The organism is Ancalomicrobiaceae bacterium S20, from assembly GCA_040269895.1.
Lineage (GTDB): Bacteria > Pseudomonadota > Alphaproteobacteria > Rhizobiales > Ancalomicrobiaceae > Methyloraptor > Methyloraptor flagellatus.
Genome location: CP158568.1, coordinates 836,698 through 852,715, shown reverse-complemented (window position 1 = coordinate 852,715; position 16,018 = coordinate 836,698). Strand labels below are relative to the sequence as shown.

Genomic DNA, 16,018 nt, shown 5'->3' with positions numbered 1-16,018 from the left:
GGCAGACGCCGCCGGCTCGCGAGCGCGGGCGGCGGCGCCTCGAGGGGAACGAGATGACCTATTGCGTCGGGATCCTGGTCCGCGAGGGCCTCGTCATGATCGCGGACACGCGCACGAACGCCGGTCTCGACAATATCGCGACCTTCCGCAAGCTCAACGTCATCAATCGCCCCGGCGAGCGCGTCATCGCGGTCGCCACCGCCGGCAATCTGGCGATCAGCCAGAGCATCGTATCGCAGGTGACCGAGGGCCTCGAAAATCCCGAGACCGGCGAGATCGAGACCTTCGAGAACACACCGTCGATGTTCAAGGCCGCCCAGTTGCTCGGCCGGGCGGTGCGCGAGGTCTACCGGCTCGACGGCCGCATGCTCGAGCAGAAGAACCTCGCCTTCGACTGCACCATGCTGCTCGCAGGCCAGATCAAGGGCGGTCGGCTCCGGCTGTTCATGATCTACTCCGCCGGCAACTTCATCGAGGCGACCGCCGATACGCCCTATCTGCAGATCGGCGAGCACAAGTACGGCAAGCCGATCCTCGACCGAGCGATCAAGTTCGACACCGACCTGCAGGACGCGCTGAAGATCGGCCTGATCTCGATGGATTCGACCATGCGCTCGAACCTCGGCGTCGGCATGCCGATCGATCTCGCGGTCATCCCGCGGGACAAGATCGATGCCGAACTCGTCCACCGCATCGAGCCGGGCGAGCCCTACTTTCACGATCTGCGCGAACGCTGGTCGGCGGCGCTGCGGCAGGCGCATCAAAACATCCCGCGACCGCCCTACGGGATCTGAGCGCGGCCGTCCTCTCCCCGGTCGCAAGCGCCTCGACGAGCGCGGGCTGCGATGGTTCAGCGCTGCTGAACGTCAACTGGCCGCGCTGCGGCACGGTGACACTCGCGCCGCCCCCCCGCCGCACGGCGGTGGCCGCGACCGAGCGTTTGACACCCCCTGACGCGATGCCCATGATGAATTCCCACAGTCAGTCGCAGATATGATCAGACTTGCGGCGGCTGGAATATTTTGCCGAACGACATCTGTCGGCAACACGATGCAGACACTTCTATTTCCGGAGGACTTGATCTTATGAAACACTCTTTCATTGCATTGTTCGCTGTCCTTTCGTTTTCCGTGTCCGTCTGCGCCACGCCGGCATCGGCGGCCCCGACCGGGCCGCGCCCGGTCTGCACCGGCGGCAAGCGCCCGACCATCGTGACCCAGCAGGTGAAGGGGTCGAACTGGACGTGCAAGTACAACAAGTTCGGCAAGTCCTATTCGGGGACCAGCACGAATGAAGGCGACGCCCTCGATCGGGCGAAGAGCGCCTGCCGCGCCGGCGGTTCGGGCGCCTCGGGCCCCAATTGCGAGGTGAACGGCTTCTACGCCTGCGGCCAGCAGACCGTCGAGGTCTGGGCCTGCAAGTGAGAGGGACCGTCTTCTGCGAAGGCGCGAAGCCGAACCAGCCCGACAAGGCCGGTTCGGCCATCGGTTCGCCTCAAAAATCCCTCTACACATTTCATGTGGCTTACGACCATAGTTCCGCCGAACCGCGCGGAACGGACGCGGCCGGGAGAAAGGAATTTGACTTCAATGATTAGATTCGGTCTCGCGACGCTTCTCGTCGCCTTCGTTGCCTCGACCGGCACCGCCTCCGCGCAGTATCAGCCCGGCGGCAGCTATCTGCGCACCTGCCGTGACATCAGCTTCGATGGCGCCAACCTGATGGCGACCTGCCGTGCCCCGAATGGCAATGCCGTCACGACCGTGCTCGACACGCGCGCCTGCGCGCCGCGTGCCGAGGTCAACAACGACTACGGCCGGCTGGTCTGCGCCGGCCGTGGCGGCGGCACGGTCGCCGGCCGCGAGATGCGGCAGCCGCCGCGCGGCAACGGCTGGGACAACGGCCGGTCCGACAATGGCTGGCAGGGCGATCGCCCGCGCCGCAACAATGGCTACGAGGACGACTGGGGCGGCCAGCAGCGCCGCCAGCCGCCGGTTCGCGAGCACAACTGGGGCGGCCCGCAGGCGCCCGGCGGCTCCTACCTGCGCACCTGCCGCGTCGAGTCCTTCGACGGCGTGATCCTGACCGCGCGCTGCCGCGACACCGACGGCGAGATGGCGCGGTCGCGGATCGACGTCCGCCAGTGCCGCGGCGATATCGGCAACCAGGACGGCCGCCTGAACTGCTCGCGCTGAGCGAGGCGCTCCCCCAACGCAAAGACGGCCCGGAGCCCCGCTCCGGGCCGTCTTCTTGTCTGGATACCTGCAAGGGCCGGCTCCAGCGCCGCCTGCTCCGAAACCGTGTAGAGCAAGGCCCGATCGGAGTGATTCACTCCGATCGGAAAAGGCTTGCGTTTACAAGTAGGCTGGGGCGGCATCCGATCCAATCTGATCGGATGCCGCTCCAGCCCCGATCAGATCGGCGAACCGGACCTGTCCGAAATCGGGTGGCCGCCGACGGCCGGTCGCGGGCACGGTCTCGTCCGCGCCGCCACCCGCATCAGCGGGGCCGCGGCGAGACCGACACCGGAGCCCGCCCCATGACCTTCAGCACCATCGCCTCTCAAATCGAGACCTTCCGCATCGAAGCCCTCGCGCCCGCCCCGTTCCGGCCGCTGTTCGCGCTGGATGATGCCGCGCTCGCCGCGCGTGGAGCGGTGCGCCGGACCGCCGACGCGCCGCACGCCTTCCCCTGCCGTGTCAGCCTGGAAGACGCCGAGCCGGGCGAGGAGCTCGTTTGACGACCTTCGCCCATCACGCCGTCGCATCGCCCTATGCAGCCTCGGGACCGGTCTTCGTCCGCCGCGCCGCGCTCGACCGGCAGGCCATGCCACGGCCCGGCGAGGTTCCCGGCCAACTCCGGCGCCGGCTCCTGTCGGTCCGCGCCTATGATGCCGATGCGATGATGGTGACGGCCGAGGTCCTGCCCGGCGAAGCGCTGGCCGACTGGATCACGACCGCCTTCGCCGATCGGCGAATCGCCTATCTCCACGCCCATTTCGCCCGCCACGGCTGCTATGCGGCGCGCGTGGTCCGGGCGTGAGTGCGGCCGCCACCCGGATGGCGGCCGTGCACCTGTTCACCCCGGCAGCTTGTCCGGCGCGCCGCCGACCCGGTGCGGCGCGTTGAGCGCCTCGAGTTCGAGGAGCAGCGCGGAATGATCGTAGTCCGCACCGCCGAGCTCGCCGACGAGGCGGGCGAACCGGTCGCGCACGTTGCGGGTCAGCGGCAGGTCGATGCCGGATTCGGCCGCCGCGTCGAGGATCGTGTTCAGATCCTTGAGCTGGAACTTCGACGGCCCGCCCGGCACGAAATTGCGCTGGACCATGCGGCCGCCGTGGATCTCCAGGATCCGGCTCTCGGCATAGCCGCCGCGGATCGCGTCGCGCACAGCGGCCGGATCCGCCCCGCCGGCCGCCGCCAGCATGAGCCCTTCGGCGACCGCGCCGATCGTCACGGCGACGATCGCCTGATTGGCGAGCTTCGACAGCTGCCCGGCGCCATGCGGCCCGACGCGCACCACGCGTCCCATGGCTTCGAACACCGGCCGCACGCGAGCGATCGCCGCCGCCTCGCCGCCGGCCATGATCGCGAGCGAGGCCTCCGTCGCGCCGACCGTGCCGCCGGAGACCGGCGCATCGATGTGGCTGATGCCGAGGTCGCCGAGCTTTGCGGCGTGGTCGCGCGCGACCGAGGGTGGGATCGACGACATGTCGACGAAGATCGTGCCCGGCCGCGCCGCCTCGGCCGCCCCGCCCGCGAAATAGACCTCCGTCACGGTCGCCCCGTCGGCGAGCATGGTGATCACGACATCGGCGTCCGCGACCGCCTCGGCGATCGTATCGGCGACGACCGCGCCGTCGGCGGCGATCGCCTCGGCCTTGGCGCGGCTGCGATTCCACACCGTGATCGGGATGCCGGCGCGCGCGATGTTGCGCGCCATCGGCCCGCCCATGAGCCCCGTCCCGATGAACGCCACCTTCAATGACATGCCCGCCCTCCTCCCGGCGATTTCTCTTATCGGCCGGGACTGTAGCGGGGCGGCGTCCGGTGTCAAAGCACCCGCCGTCCGGCAGCGGCGCACGGCCGCCATGCCGGTCGGCGTTGCCCTTCGTGCATCAATGCAGGCGATAGACGCCGGCGACCGACTTCCATTCGTTCGGGCCGACAAGTTTCTTGTGAGCCACTTCGACCGAATGGATCGGCCCGGCGAGCTCGCGCTCCCAGAAATCGAGGAAGCGCTCCAGTTCGGGGAATTTCGGTGCCAGATCGTACTCTTGCCAGAGGTAGGATTGCAGGATCGCGGGATGGTCCGGCAGGCGGTAGAGGATATGGGCGGTGGTGAGGCCGTAGCCTTCGAGCTGACGCTGGAATGCGGAATCAACCTGTCTTTCGCGCATGAGCCCCTCCTTGACAGTGCTCGAAGAAGAGTGTGAATGGGCCACGCGAAAATTCAAGCCGGCTTTGATTAATTCTGTGTAAATTCAATGATTTAGCAGCAATCCTCTGAGAGTGCTGCTACCTCCGTCGAGCGACCTTCCGCGAGCGGTTTTTCATGAACGACCTGGCCGATCGGATCATCGAGATCTACCGCGACCACGGCGCCGCCTGGGACGCCGGTCGCGGCCGCAGCCTGTTCGAAAGGGTCTGGCTCGACCGCTTCCGGGCGCTGTTGCCGGACGGGGGCGCCGTCCTGGATCTCGGCTGCGGCGGCGCCGATCCGATCGCGCGCTATTTCATCGAGCGCGGCTTCGCTGTGACCGGGATCGATACCTCGCCCGCCCTTCTCGATCGCGCCCGCGAACGCTTTCCCGGTCATCGCTGGATCTTCGCCGACATGCGCGACCTTCGCCTCATCGAGCGATTCAACGGCATTCTCGCCTGGAACAGCTTCTTTCACCTGCGCGGCGACGACCAGCGGCGGATGTTCGACGTCTTCCAGCGCCATGCCGCGCCCGGAGCTGCGCTCATGTTCACCAGCGGGCCCGCTGAAGGCGAAGCGATCGGCGCGCTCGACGGCGAACGGCTGTTTCATGCCAGTCTCGATCCGAGCGAGTACCGCGCCCTTCTAGACCGCCACGGCTTCGATGTCGTGATGCATGTCGCCGAGGATCCGGACTGCGCCGGCCACACGGTCTGGCTGGCGCGCGCTCGCTGACCCGATCGGGCCGCCGCCGCCGAGCGCTCCTCGGGCACCGCTGCGCAAGGCGCCTGGCACTCTCCACAAGAGAGTGCCAAAATTTTCCGATCTCCCCCTTGAAGCCGTTTTCGCGCACGCCTAACTCCGGCTCGCGTGGTTCGCCGCTCCCGGGTCGATCGAACGGGACCGGCGCCGCGCTCCCGATCAAGGGAAGCGTTCATCCCGAAGCTTTTCCATTCGGAGGAGACATCACATGGCATTCCGTCCGCTCCACGACCGCGTCGTCGTCAAGCGCATCGAGGCCGAGCAGAAGACCGCCGGCGGCATCATCATCCCGGATACGGCGAAGGAGAAGCCGCAGGAGGGTGAGATCGTGGCCGTCGGCTCCGGCGCCCGCGACGACAGCGGCAAGCTCGTCCCCCTCGACGTCAAGGTCGGCGACCGGGTTCTGTTCGGCAAGTGGTCCGGCACCGAGGTCAAGATCGACGGCCAGGATCTCCTGATCATGAAGGAGAGCGACATCATGGGCGTCATCGAGGCGACCGCCTCGGCCAAGAAGGCCGCCTGAACCCGCACCCGACGATCTGAATTGAAGGAGCTAGTCAGATGGCTGCCAAGGACGTGAAATTCTCGCTCGACGCGCGCGACCGCATGCTGCGCGGCGTCGACATCCTCGCCAACGCGGTGAAGGTCACGCTCGGCCCGAAGGGCCGCAACGTCGTGATCGAGAAGTCGTTCGGCGCCCCGCGCATCACCAAGGACGGCGTCACCGTCGCCAAGGAGATCGAGCTCGAGGACAAGTTCGAGAACATGGGCGCCCAGATGGTGCGCGAAGTGGCCTCGAAGACCAACGACCTCGCCGGCGACGGCACCACGACCGCGACCGTGCTCGCCCAGGCGATCGTCAAGGAGGGCGCCAAGGCGGTCGCCGCCGGCATGAACCCGATGGACCTGAAGCGCGGCATCGACCTCGCGGTCGACGCCATCGTCACCGACCTCAAGGGTCGCGCCAAGAAGGTCACCTCCAACGAGGAGATCGCCCAGGTCGGCACCATTTCGGCCAACGGCGACACCGAGATCGGCCGCTTCCTCGCCGAGGCGATGCAGAAGGTCGGCAACGAGGGTGTCATCACGGTCGAGGAGGCCAAGAGCCTGACGACCGAACTCGACGTCGTCGAGGGCATGCAGTTCGACCGCGGCTACATCTCGCCCTACTTCGTCACCAATGCCGACAAGATGCGCGCCGAGCTCGAGGATCCCTACATCCTGATCCACGAGAAGAAGCTTTCCGGCCTGCAGTCGCTGCTGCCGGTGCTCGAGGCGGTCGTGCAGTCCGGCAAGCCGCTGCTGATCATTGCCGAGGACGTCGAGGGCGAAGCGCTGGCGACCCTGGTCGTCAACAAGCTGCGCGGCGGCCTCAAGATCGCGGCCGTCAAGGCGCCGGGCTTCGGTGACCGTCGCAAGGCCATGCTCGAGGATATCGCGATCCTGACCAACGGCCAGGTGATCTCGGAAGACCTCGGCATCAAGCTCGAGAACGTCACGATCGACATGCTCGGCCGCGCCAAGCGCGTGATGATCGAGAAGGAGAACACCACGATCGTCGACGGCGCCGGCTCCAAGAAGGAGATCGACGCGCGCGTGGCCCAGATCCGCGCCCAGATCGAGGAGACCACCTCCGACTACGACCGCGAGAAGCTGCAGGAGCGTCTCGCCAAGCTCGCGGGCGGCGTCGCGGTGATCCGCGTCGGCGGCGCGACCGAGGTTGAAGTGAAGGAGAAGAAGGACCGCGTCGACGACGCCATGCACGCGACCCGCGCCGCGGTGGAGGAAGGCGTGCTGCCGGGCGGCGGCGTGGCGCTGCTGCGCTCGCTCAAGGTGCTCGACGGCATCCAGGTCGCCAACTCCGACCAGAAGACCGGTGTCGACATCGTCCGCCGCGCCATCCAGGCCCCGGCGCGTCAGATCGCCTCGAATGCCGGCGCCGACGGCTCGATCGTGGTCGGCAAGATCCTCGAGAACGGCGCCGACGCCTTCGGCTGGAACGCCCAGTCGGGCGAATACGGCGACATGTACCAGTTCGGCGTGATCGACCCGGCCAAGGTCGTCCGCACCGCGCTGCAGGACGCCGCCTCGGTCTCGGGTCTCCTGATCACCACCGAAGCCATGATCGCCGAGAAGCCCAAGAAGGACGCCGCCCCGGCCATGCCGGGCGGGGGCATGGGCGGGATGGACTTCTGATCCGCAGGATCAGAAGTCCTGAATCACCGCCCACGCTCTAAAGCGCCGAAGTCGGCAAATGCCGACTTCGGTGGCGGGATGGACTTCTGATCCGCAGGATCGAAAGTCCTGAATCACCGCCCACGCTCTAAAGCGCAGGGACGAATTGAAGCGCGGGCTCCGGCCCGCGCTTCTTTTATGTCAGCCACTCAACCGATCCGCATCAGGGCGCGTATCTCCTCCCAAAAAGGAGGAACGCCCATGCCGCTCGACCGCCAAAAGACCTGGATCAGCGCGCCCCGCGCGCTCGCCCTCCTCACCGTGCTGACCCCAGCCCTGACGCCCGCCCCCGCCTCGGCCGAGACCTGCTTCCGGCAATGCCTTGCAAGCCGCGTCACCTCGAGCGAGGCGACTGACGACCAGATCCGGTTCGAGATGAAAGGCTGCCGCGACCGCTGCGAGGCGGAGGTGAAGGCCGAGGCCGAGCGGCGCGGGCTGACGAAGGCGCTCGCCGCCTGCAAGCCCGAACCGGTCTCGATCGAGGAGTTCCGGGCGATCCGCGGCGCGAGCCCGAGCTATGTCGTGCAGTCGAACGCCTTCACCTGGGATTTGAAGAACCCGCTGCCGGACAAGATCGTGCGCGAGGTCGAGATCGTCACCCAGACCATGTCGCTCGCCGACACCGAGATGACCGCGCCGGCGACCGTGCTGCCCGGCGAGCAGTCGACCGCCCTCGTCGCCGGCTTCTTCGACGGCTATCCGAACGCGCGCTACGCAACCCGCGTCAAGGCGATCTGGGCCTGCCCGATCCGCTGACGCCGCGCCGCAGGCGAGGCCCGATCAGTGCGGGATCGACGAGGTGATCTCGACCGACGACCGCGACACGCCGTCGGCGCGCGGCTGACCGAACGAGGCAATGGCGGCGCAAACGCCGAGGATGACGATGAACATCCGGCTCATGACGATGACTCTTGATCGAAAAACGAGGGGTTCGCGCCAAGGCGACCCGATCTGAAAACGAAGGTGGCCGACCAAGGTTAAGATCGCCTTAACCTTCCGAGGCCCGCACCGAAAATGACGACCATTTCAATTGGTTGAAAGACTTTTCTACAGCACATGTCGAAATGGTCATATGCCGCAACAGAATGCGAACGCCCGTCACTCCGAGGCGAGAATGATCGTCGTCGCACGCTGGTAGGCGTCGGCCGAGGCCTTGGCGTCGAAGGCGGAGACAGTCAGCACCAGCGCGCTGGCGGCGACGCTGATGCCGATGCCGAACAGGGCGGCGATGGTGCGGTACATGGGTTTGGCTCCCCGGTTCGCGGCCGAGGTATACCCGGCGACGATGCCGTTCTAGCCGGGTGCGGCTGAGGCGAGCCTGAGCGCCGCGTTCAGCCGGCATTCACCGGCACGGCTCGGCCGCCTGCCCGATCGCCTCGGCACGAACGGATCGCCGTTGCGCCGCAGCACCCCTGGTCTATCCTCGGGCCGAAATGAACCCGGAGGCGACTCGCATGACCCTTCCCGCCGGACCGAAATCCTGGGCCGAATCCGCCACCCGCCTCGTCGATGTCGCGACCGGCCGGTCGCCGGCGGACATGGTGGTGCGCGGCGCGCGCTGGGTGAACGTCCACTCCGGCGAGGTGCTGGGTCGCCACGATGTCGCGATCGCGGCCGGCCGTTTCGCGGCGGTCGCCGAGGATCTGTCCTACTGCATCGGGCCGGACACGGAAGTCGTCGAGGCCGAGGGCCGCTACATGGTTCCGGGCCTCTGCGACGGTCACATGCATGTCGAATCCGGCATGGTGACGGTGACCGAGTTCGCCCGCGCGGTGATCCCGCACGGCACCACCTCGATGTTCATCGATCCGCACGAGATCGCCAACGTGCTCGGTCTTCCCGGCGTCCGGCTCATGCACGACGAGGCGCTGACGCTGCCGATCAACATCTATGTCCAGATGCCGAGCTGCGTGCCCTCCGCGCCGGGGCTGGAGAACGCCGGCGCCTCGATCGGCCCGGCCGAGGTTGCCGAGGCCATGACCTGGCCCGGCATCATCGGCCTCGGCGAGATGATGAACTTTCCCGGCGTGGCGGCGGCCGACGAGAAGATGCTCGGCGAGATCGCCTCTACGATGCGCGCGGCGAAGACCGTCGGCGGCCACTATGCCTCGCCCGATCTCGGCCGCTCGTTCCTCGGCTATGTCGCCGGCGGCCCGGCCGACGACCACGAAGGCACGCGCGTGATCGACGCGGTCACGCGCGTTCGCCTCGGCATGCGCGCGATGCTGCGCCTCGGCTCGGCTTGGTACGACGTCGCGACGCAGGTGAAGGCCGTGACCGAGATGGGTCTCGACCCGCGCAACTTCATCCTGTGCACCGACGACAGCCATTCCGGCACGCTGGTCGGCGACGGCCACATGAACCGCGTCGTCCGCCACGCGATCGCGCAGGGGCTCAAACCCGTGACCGCGATCCAGATGGCGACGATCAACACCGCGACCCATTTCGGTCTCGAGCGCGAATTGGGCTCGATCGCGCCCGGCCGGCGCGCCGACCTGATCCTGACCTCGGACCTGGTGACGCTGCCGATCGAGACCGTGATCGCGCGCGGCACCGTCGTCGCCCGCGACGGCGCGCTCGCCGCGACCATCGAACCCTACGCCTATCCGGCCATGGCCAAGGGCACCGTCAAGCTCGGCCGCAAGCTCGAGCCGACGGACTTCGACATCCCCGCCCACGCCGGCGCCAACGAGGTCGAAGCCCGCGTCATCGGCGTGATCGAGAACCAGGCGCCGACGCGCGCCCTGACGGCGCGGCTCGCCGTCGCCGACGGTCTCGTCCGCGCCGATGCGCGCCAGGACGTCGCCAAGATCGCGCTGGTCGAGCGCCATCGCGGCCTCGGCACCGTGGTGAACGGCTTCGTCTCCGGCTTCGGCTACGACAAGCCCTGCGCGGTCGCCTCGACCGTCGCCCACGACAGCCATCACATGATCGTCGTCGGCACCGACGAGGCCGACATGGCCTTTGCCGCCAACACGCTCGGCGCGGTCGGCGGCGGCGTCATCGTCGTCTCCGGCGGCGAGGTGCTGGCGCTGGTCGAGCTGCCGATCGCCGGTCTCATGTCGGACGAGCGGGCCGAGGTCGTCGCGGCCAAGGCGGACCGGCTGGTCGCGGCGATGCGCGCCTGCGGCTGCACGCTCAACAACGCCTACATGCAGCACTCGCTGCTGGCGCTGGTGGTGATCCCGGAACTGCGGATCTCCGACCTCGGCCTCGTCGATGTCACCCGCTTCGAGAAGGTCGAGCTGTTCGTCTGAGCCGGTGCCGCCGGCCGTGTTCGGATGCCCGGACAGTCGCGACACCGACGTTTGCGAGATCGGCATTCGCACCACCGACATCCGCAATGCGGCCGGAATGATATGTCAGGAAGGCTGCGGATCGGGCGCGCCCCCGCATGGGCGGCCACCCGGACCGATGCTTTCGAAACCGCGACCGGGACACCATGACGCTCAGCCGCCGCAGTCTCCTTCTCGGCTCTGCCGCCGCCCTGTTCGCGCTCGTGGAGAGCGCCGAGGCGCGCTCGAAGCGGCGGCGCAGCGGCGGCCGGAAGGCCAGCCGCGGCAAGGCCTCGCGCGCGGCCGCCGCCAGCGCGCCGCAGACGCCGCCACCGCCGAACGGCACCGCGCTGCCGATCCCGGAGCTCATCACGGTCGCCGCAGACGGCGAGACGACGATCGCCGCCGGCTTCGCTGACCATGCCTTCATCAAGGACAAGCCCGCGCGCGTCGCCGGCTACAACGGCCGCCACCTCGGCCCGGCGCTGCGGCTGGTCCGTGGCCAGTCGGCGACCATCCGGATCGAGAACAAGCTCGACCGGCCGACCAACGTCCATTGGCACGGCCTCAGTGTCGATGCCAAGCTGGACGGCGCGATGCAGCCGCCGCTCGCCCCCGGCGCTTCCGCCACCTACAAGATCACCGCCGATCAGTCGAGCGCGACGCTCTGGTACCACGCCCATGTCCACGGCAGCGTCGGCCGCGACGTGCACGACGGCCTCGCCGGCTTCCTGATCGTCGAGGACCCGGACGAGATCGGCCTCGGCCTGCCGTCGACCTGGGGTGTCGACGACATCCCGCTCCTGATCCAGGACAAGGACTTCGACGCCGCCGGCGCGCCGGTCTACGCACCCGACGCCGACGCGATCGAGCACGGCTTCCGTGGCCGCACGGTGCTGGTCAACGGCGTGCGCGAGGCGGTCGCGCGGGTGCCGCAGCGCCCGGTGCGCTTCCGCCTCCTCAATGCCTCCAGCGCGCGGACCTATCGGCTCTATTGCGAGGACGAGCGCGGCTTCGACCTGATCGCGACCGACGGCGGCTATTTGCCGGGTCCGGTCGAGATCACCATGCTGGTGCTGGCGCCCGGCGAGCGCGCCGAGATCCTGATCGACTTCAGTCTCGGCTCGACCAACCTGATGTCGACCCCGGATGTGCACGAGCACCGCATGGGTGCGACGGCGATGAGCCTGCCCGATGTGATCGACAAGCCGTTCCGGGTCTGCGGCTTCGATCCGTTCTCCGACAACAGGCCGGGGACCAAGCGCCCCGACCGCCTGGTCGTGCTACCGCCGGCCGATCCGAAGACCGCCGTGCGGCGCCGCCGCTTCGAACTGAAGTCGCTCGCCGCGACCGCCATGCCCTACGCGGCCGGCGATCATGCCGCGATGGATCACACGACCATGGATCATGCGGCGATGGGCCATGCGGGCCATGGCCAGACCACGGCCCAGCCCACATCCCGCACCACGAGCGGCGCGTCCGACGGCGCCCCACGTCCGGCCCTCGGCATCAACGGCAAGGCTTTTGCGATGGGCCGGATCGACGAGGAAGTCGGGCTCGGCACGACCGAGATCTGGGAGATCGTCTCGGCCGAGATGGCACACCCGTTCCACGTCCACGGCGTGCAGTTCCGCGTCCTCGGCGAGGATGGCGGGCCGCCGAAGACGTGGAACTCGGGTCTCAAGGACACCGTGCTGGTTGAGAACTCGGCCGAATTGCTGATCACCTTCCCGCATCGCGCCGACCGTTCGGCACCGTTCGTCTACCATTGCCACGTGCTCGAACACGAGGACGCCGGCATGATGGGGACGTTCACGGTCTCCTGACAGACGGCTCGCCCGCCGCCGTCCGCGAGGCTCTCGACCGACCGGTCATCGACGCGAAGGGGGGCGATCATGGCGCCCCGCCGAGGCGGACGCCGTCACTGCTGGATGGTCCGCAGATAGGCGATGAAGGCGCCGATGTCCTTCGGGGTCATCTTGACCTTCGGCATCTCCGGATGGCCGGTGACGACCCCTTCCGCGAGCGTCTCCTCGAGATTGTCGACCGGGTAGTTCCGGCCGATCTCGCGAAACGGCGTCGCCTTCGGATTGGGGCTGGTGCCCGAACGGCCGATCGCATGACAGGGCGCACACGCCGCCTCGGCGATCTCGCGTCCCCGCGCCGCGCCCCCCTCCTCCTCGCTCGAGGCCGGCATCACCGTCAGGAAGCCGATCACAACCGCGATCGCGCCGGCATTGAACAGTTTCATGGATCGCCCTCCCTCCATCGAACTCATCGCCATGGAACAGCGTTCACGGCACGATGGGAATGATGGCGATCAATGCGGGTGAAGGATGGCGACGGCTAGCCTTCACGCATGCGGCGGAACAACACCAAAGATACGCGTATACACCTAGTCTTATTTCATGATATACGTGTTTTCCGTTTTGGAATTCCAGAGAAAACCAGCCCGAATTGTCTTATGATCAGACAAGATTGAGGGCTCGGGTGAGAACATGTTTGCGCGACATATCGAGACATTGATCGATGGGCTCGGTCTCTTCGAGCAGGATCTCGATCTGGCCGCACGTTATGCCGATCTCCTGGTTGCCAAGCTGAGCCGGGTCGCCAGCGACTTCCAGCGCCATATCGCCACCGCGCCGGATCGCGCCTTCTGGCGCGGCTTCGACGATCGGCATCTCGACACGCTGCAGATCGAGTTCTGGCGCAACCTGTTCGGCGGCCGGATGGATCAGGCGCTGGAGGACCGCGCGATCACGCTGGCGATCCGTCACCGCGACGCCGGGCGCACGACCGAGGCGCAGGTCGTCGCCCACGGCTGGATCAGCACCCGCCTCGCCGAGTTGCTCGATACCGAGGTCGGCCGCCCCCGCCCCGAGATGCGCCGGCTGGCGACGGTCGCCAACCTGCTGCTGACCGTCGAACTGGCCTTGGCGAGCCGGACCTTCGCCGCCCAGATGATCGACTGACACACGCGACGGCCGGTCGGCTGCAGCGCCGACCGTGTACTCTCAGGCGACGGCGAGGAACCGCCGCGGATCGACCCTCACCCCGCCGCCGTCTCCGGCCAGCGCCCGGCAGAGATCCGCGATCGATTCGAGATTGTGCACCGAGCGGAACTCGTCGACATGCGGCAGCATCAGCCGCACGCCACGGGCGCGGGCCTCGAAGCCGTCGAACCTGAGCAACGGGTTCAGCCAGACCAGCCGACGGCAGGACCGGTGCAGCCGGTCCATCTCGCGCGCGAGATCCTCGTCGGTGTCGCGCTCCAGCCCGTCGGTGATCAGGAGCACGATCGGCCCGCCCGACAGCACGCGCCGCGACCACAGCCGGTTGAAGCCGGCGAGCGCCGTGGCGATGCGCGTGCCGCCCGACCAGTCCATCACGCTCGCGGAACAGGCCGCCAGCGCCTCGTCCGGATCCTTGGTGCGGAGCTGCCGCGTCACGTTGGTGAGCCGCGTGCCGAACAGGAAGGTGGTGACCTTCCGCTTCTCGGCGAGCGCATGCAGGAAATGCAGGAAGATGCGGCTGTACTGGCTCATCGAACCGGAGATGTCGAGCAGCGCGACCACGGGCGGCCGCTCCTCGCGCCGTTCGCGGTACTTGAGCGCGATCATCGAACCGCCGGTCCTGAGCGAGGCGCGGATCGTCCGGCGCGGATCGATCACGCGCCCGCGGTTCGCCGCGCCCATCCGGCGGGTCAGGAAGGTGTCGACCGGCAGCACCAGATCGCGGATCGCCTGCTTGGCGCGCGCGATCTCCTCCGCGCTCATCAGCGCGAAGTCCTTGGCCTGCAACAACTCGCGCTCGGACACCGTGAAGCGGGCGTCGACCTCGATCTCCGGCCGCTCGGCCTCCTTGGTCGGCTGATCCTGGCCACCGAGCGCCTTGCCGACGCGCGCCTGCCCCGGCTTCGGCTTCTGCGGCGCCGAGGGCAGCGCGACCGGCGACATGATCGCCAGCATCTTCTCGACCAGGCCGCGGTTGCGCCAGAACACGCGGAACGCCTCGTCGAAGATCAGCCGGTGCTCGCGCTTGGTCACGAACACCGCATGCAGCGTCCAATAGAAGTCCTCGCGCACGCCGATGCCGGCGGCCTCGACCGCGCGGATCGCATCGACCACCGATGCCGGCCCGACCGGCAGTCCGGCCGCGCGCAGCACGCGGGCGAAATAGACGATGTTCTCGGCGAGCTTGCCGCCGCTCGCCTCGGCCGGAGCCACCCCGGTAGGACCAGCAGCAGCGATGTGCCCCGTCCCGTCGCCGCGCGCCGCCCCGCTCATGCGCGCCGCGCCTCCTGCCGGATCTCGTCGACGATCCGCCGCGCCTCCGAGCCCTGGATCCGCGCGATGTCGTCCTGATACTTGAGCAGCACGCCGAGCGTATCGGAAACGACGTCCGGATCGAGCGCGAGCTGGTCTAGCTCGGTCAGCGCCGTCGCCCAGTCGAGCGTCTCGGCCACGCCCGGCGCCTTGAACAGCTCCATCTTGCGCAGCCGCTGCACGAAGCCGACGACCTCGGCGGTCAGCCGCTCCGGCGCCTCCGGCACCTTGTTGCGCACGATCGCCATCTCGCGCTCGGTGTCGGGATAGTCGACCCAGTGATAGAGGCAGCGCCGCTTCAGCGCGTCGTGGATCTCGCGCGTGCGGTTGGTGGTGATGATCACGATCGGCGGCTCGGGCGCCTTGACCGTGCCGATCTCCGGGATCGTCACCTGGCTGTCGGCGAGCACCTCGAGCAGGAAGGCTTCAAACGCCTCGTCGGCACGGTCCAGTTCGTCGATCAGGAAGATCGGCGCGCCGGCAATGTCGGGCTCGAGCGCCTGCAGGACCGGCCGCTTGATCAGGAACCGCTCGGAGAACACGTCCGAGGACAGCTCGCCACGATCGACCGCGCCGGAGGCCTCGGCCATGCGGATCTCGACCATCTGCGCCGGGTAGTTCCACTCGTAGACCGCGGTCGAGACGTCGAGGCCCTCGTAGCACTGCAGCCGGATCAGCTTGCGCCCGAACATGCGCGACAGGACCTTGGCGATCTCGGTCTTGCCGACGCCGGCCTCGCCTTCGAGGAACAGCGGCCGACGCATCTTGAGCGCCAGATAGAGCACGGTCGCGAGCGCACGGTCGGCGACGTAGCCGTCAGCGGAGAGCAGCGCGAGCGTGGCGTCGATCGAGGCCGGGATGGAACGGACGGACGTCGAGGTCGGATCGGAGGGCATCGGCGGATCGGTCTCTCGAAGCGCGCGCGGTGCGATCGGGACGGAGCCGCCACGACCGGATCACACGCTGGGGGAAACGGACGCCGCGCCTGTCGCCGGACCG

The 16,018-nt window shown here is 68.0% G+C and carries 18 protein-coding genes; 12 read left to right on the top strand and 6 right to left on the bottom strand.

Annotation, left to right across the window (positions count from 1 at the left end; all coding sequences use genetic code 11):
* The first annotated feature begins 53 nt into the window (after positions 1-53).
* The 5 genes from ABS361_04045 (at position 54) to ABS361_04025 (ending at position 3,042) form a co-directional block, all read left to right on the top strand.
* The gene (locus tag ABS361_04045) at positions 54-794 is read left to right on the top strand and encodes a peptidase (protein XBY45466.1); all 741 of its coding nucleotides are present in this window, start codon (positions 54-56) and stop codon (positions 792-794) included.
* Positions 795-1,130: 336 nt separating this feature from the next.
* Positions 1,131-1,424 carry a hypothetical protein gene (locus tag ABS361_04040; protein ID XBY45465.1) on the top strand — a complete coding sequence of 98 codons (294 nt, stop codon included), beginning with the start codon at positions 1,131-1,133 and terminating at the stop codon, positions 1,422-1,424.
* 165 nt (positions 1,425-1,589) lie between these two features.
* Positions 1,590-2,195 carry a CVNH domain-containing protein gene (locus ABS361_04035; protein ID XBY45464.1) on the top strand — a complete coding sequence of 202 codons (606 nt, stop codon included), beginning with the start codon at positions 1,590-1,592 and terminating at the stop codon, positions 2,193-2,195.
* Between the two features lie 344 nt (positions 2,196-2,539).
* A complete protein-coding gene (locus ABS361_04030) occupies positions 2,540-2,740 on the top strand; it encodes a hypothetical protein (protein ID XBY45463.1) in 201 nt (66 codons plus the stop codon).
* Entirely contained in the window at positions 2,737-3,042 is a 306-nt protein-coding gene (locus ABS361_04025) for a DUF1203 domain-containing protein (GenBank protein ID XBY45462.1), read from the top strand. The genes ABS361_04030 and ABS361_04025 overlap by 4 nt, the downstream gene beginning before the upstream one ends.
* A gap of 36 nt (positions 3,043-3,078) precedes the next feature.
* On the opposite strand, the gene ABS361_04020 is transcribed toward ABS361_04025, so the two are convergent.
* The gene (locus ABS361_04020; protein XBY45461.1) at positions 3,079-3,990 is read right to left on the bottom strand and encodes an NAD(P)-dependent oxidoreductase; all 912 of its coding nucleotides are present in this window, start codon (positions 3,988-3,990) and stop codon (positions 3,079-3,081) included.
* A gap of 127 nt (positions 3,991-4,117) precedes the next feature.
* On the bottom strand, positions 4,118-4,399 hold the full coding sequence (locus ABS361_04015; GenBank protein XBY45460.1) for an usg protein: 282 nt from the start codon (positions 4,397-4,399) through the stop codon (positions 4,118-4,120).
* Between the two features lie 155 nt (positions 4,400-4,554).
* Here ABS361_04015 and ABS361_04010 point away from each other — a divergent pair, with 155 nt between their 5' ends.
* From ABS361_04010 to ABS361_03995, 4 genes are all read left to right on the top strand, one after another.
* Positions 4,555-5,157, top strand: coding sequence for a class I SAM-dependent methyltransferase (locus tag ABS361_04010; GenBank protein XBY45459.1), 603 nt, complete (start codon positions 4,555-4,557; stop codon positions 5,155-5,157).
* 235 nt (positions 5,158-5,392) lie between these two features.
* Positions 5,393-5,707 (top strand): co-chaperone GroES, encoded by a 315-nt coding sequence (gene groES, locus ABS361_04005; protein ID XBY45458.1) that lies wholly within the window; start codon positions 5,393-5,395, stop codon positions 5,705-5,707.
* A 38-nt stretch (positions 5,708-5,745) separates the two neighbouring features.
* A complete protein-coding gene (gene groL, locus ABS361_04000) occupies positions 5,746-7,380 on the top strand; it encodes a chaperonin GroEL (protein ID XBY45457.1) in 1,635 nt (544 codons plus the stop codon).
* Positions 7,381-7,620: 240 nt separating this feature from the next.
* Complete coding sequence (locus ABS361_03995; GenBank protein ID XBY45456.1) at positions 7,621-8,175, top strand: hypothetical protein; 555 nt, start codon at positions 7,621-7,623, stop codon at positions 8,173-8,175.
* A gap of 342 nt (positions 8,176-8,517) precedes the next feature.
* Here the strand turns inward: ABS361_03995 and ABS361_03990 are convergent, their stop codons facing one another.
* Positions 8,518-8,661, bottom strand: coding sequence for a hypothetical protein (locus ABS361_03990; protein XBY45455.1), 144 nt, complete (start codon positions 8,659-8,661; stop codon positions 8,518-8,520).
* 212 nt (positions 8,662-8,873) lie between these two features.
* On the opposite strand from ABS361_03990, the gene ade reads away from it, so the two are divergent.
* Both ade and ABS361_03980 read left to right on the top strand, forming a co-directional pair.
* Positions 8,874-10,676 carry an adenine deaminase gene (gene ade / locus ABS361_03985; protein XBY45454.1) on the top strand — a complete coding sequence of 601 codons (1,803 nt, stop codon included), beginning with the start codon at positions 8,874-8,876 and terminating at the stop codon, positions 10,674-10,676.
* A 185-nt stretch (positions 10,677-10,861) separates the two neighbouring features.
* Entirely contained in the window at positions 10,862-12,520 is a 1,659-nt protein-coding gene (locus ABS361_03980) for a multicopper oxidase domain-containing protein (GenBank protein XBY45453.1), read from the top strand.
* Between the two features lie 95 nt (positions 12,521-12,615).
* Here the strand turns inward: ABS361_03980 and ABS361_03975 are convergent, their stop codons facing one another.
* Entirely contained in the window at positions 12,616-12,945 is a 330-nt protein-coding gene (locus tag ABS361_03975; GenBank protein ID XBY45452.1) for a cytochrome c, read from the bottom strand.
* Between the two features lie 247 nt (positions 12,946-13,192).
* Between ABS361_03975 and ABS361_03970 the strand changes: the two genes are divergently transcribed.
* Positions 13,193-13,666 (top strand): protoglobin domain-containing protein, encoded by a 474-nt coding sequence (locus tag ABS361_03970; GenBank protein XBY45451.1) that lies wholly within the window; start codon positions 13,193-13,195, stop codon positions 13,664-13,666.
* Between the two features lie 42 nt (positions 13,667-13,708).
* Here ABS361_03970 and ABS361_03965 read toward each other — a convergent pair whose 3' ends face one another.
* Together ABS361_03965 and ABS361_03960 are read right to left on the bottom strand one after the other, a co-directional pair.
* Positions 13,709-14,980, bottom strand: coding sequence for a VWA domain-containing protein (locus ABS361_03965; GenBank protein XBY45450.1), 1,272 nt, complete (start codon positions 14,978-14,980; stop codon positions 13,709-13,711).
* Positions 14,977-15,915 (bottom strand): MoxR family ATPase, encoded by a 939-nt coding sequence (locus ABS361_03960; protein ID XBY45449.1) that lies wholly within the window; start codon positions 15,913-15,915, stop codon positions 14,977-14,979. Before ABS361_03960 ends, ABS361_03965 begins: the two co-directional genes overlap by 4 nt.
* Positions 15,916-16,018: the final 103 nt, after the last annotated feature.

Bases quoted from the DNA above. Each gene is read 5' to 3' on its own strand.
- ABS361_04045 (XBY45466.1), top strand. From the start codon at position 54: ATGACCTATTGCGTCGGGATCCTGGTCCGCGAGGGCCTCGTCATGATC.
- ABS361_04035 (XBY45464.1), top strand. From the start codon at position 1,590: ATGATTAGATTCGGTCTCGCGACGCTTCTCGTCGCCTTCGTTGCCTCG.
- groES (XBY45458.1), top strand. From the start codon at position 5,393: ATGGCATTCCGTCCGCTCCACGACCGCGTCGTCGTCAAGCGCATCGAG.
- ABS361_03995 (XBY45456.1), top strand. From the start codon at position 7,621: ATGCCGCTCGACCGCCAAAAGACCTGGATCAGCGCGCCCCGCGCGCTC.
- ABS361_04010 (XBY45459.1), top strand. From the start codon at position 4,555: ATGAACGACCTGGCCGATCGGATCATCGAGATCTACCGCGACCACGGC.
- ABS361_04015 (XBY45460.1), bottom strand. From the start codon at position 4,399: ATGCGCGAAAGACAGGTTGATTCCGCATTCCAGCGTCAGCTCGAAGGC.
- ABS361_04020 (XBY45461.1), bottom strand. From the start codon at position 3,990: ATGTCATTGAAGGTGGCGTTCATCGGGACGGGGCTCATGGGCGGGCCG.
- ABS361_03965 (XBY45450.1), bottom strand. From the start codon at position 14,980: ATGAGCGGGGCGGCGCGCGGCGACGGGACGGGGCACATCGCTGCTGCT.
- ade (XBY45454.1), top strand. From the start codon at position 8,874: ATGACCCTTCCCGCCGGACCGAAATCCTGGGCCGAATCCGCCACCCGC.
- ABS361_03960 (XBY45449.1), bottom strand. From the start codon at position 15,915: ATGCCCTCCGATCCGACCTCGACGTCCGTCCGTTCCATCCCGGCCTCG.
- ABS361_03975 (XBY45452.1), bottom strand. From the start codon at position 12,945: ATGAAACTGTTCAATGCCGGCGCGATCGCGGTTGTGATCGGCTTCCTG.
- ABS361_04030 (XBY45463.1), top strand. From the start codon at position 2,540: ATGACCTTCAGCACCATCGCCTCTCAAATCGAGACCTTCCGCATCGAA.
- ABS361_03970 (XBY45451.1), top strand. From the start codon at position 13,193: ATGTTTGCGCGACATATCGAGACATTGATCGATGGGCTCGGTCTCTTC.
- ABS361_03980 (XBY45453.1), top strand. From the start codon at position 10,862: ATGACGCTCAGCCGCCGCAGTCTCCTTCTCGGCTCTGCCGCCGCCCTG.
- groL (XBY45457.1), top strand. From the start codon at position 5,746: ATGGCTGCCAAGGACGTGAAATTCTCGCTCGACGCGCGCGACCGCATG.
- ABS361_03990 (XBY45455.1), bottom strand. From the start codon at position 8,661: ATGTACCGCACCATCGCCGCCCTGTTCGGCATCGGCATCAGCGTCGCC.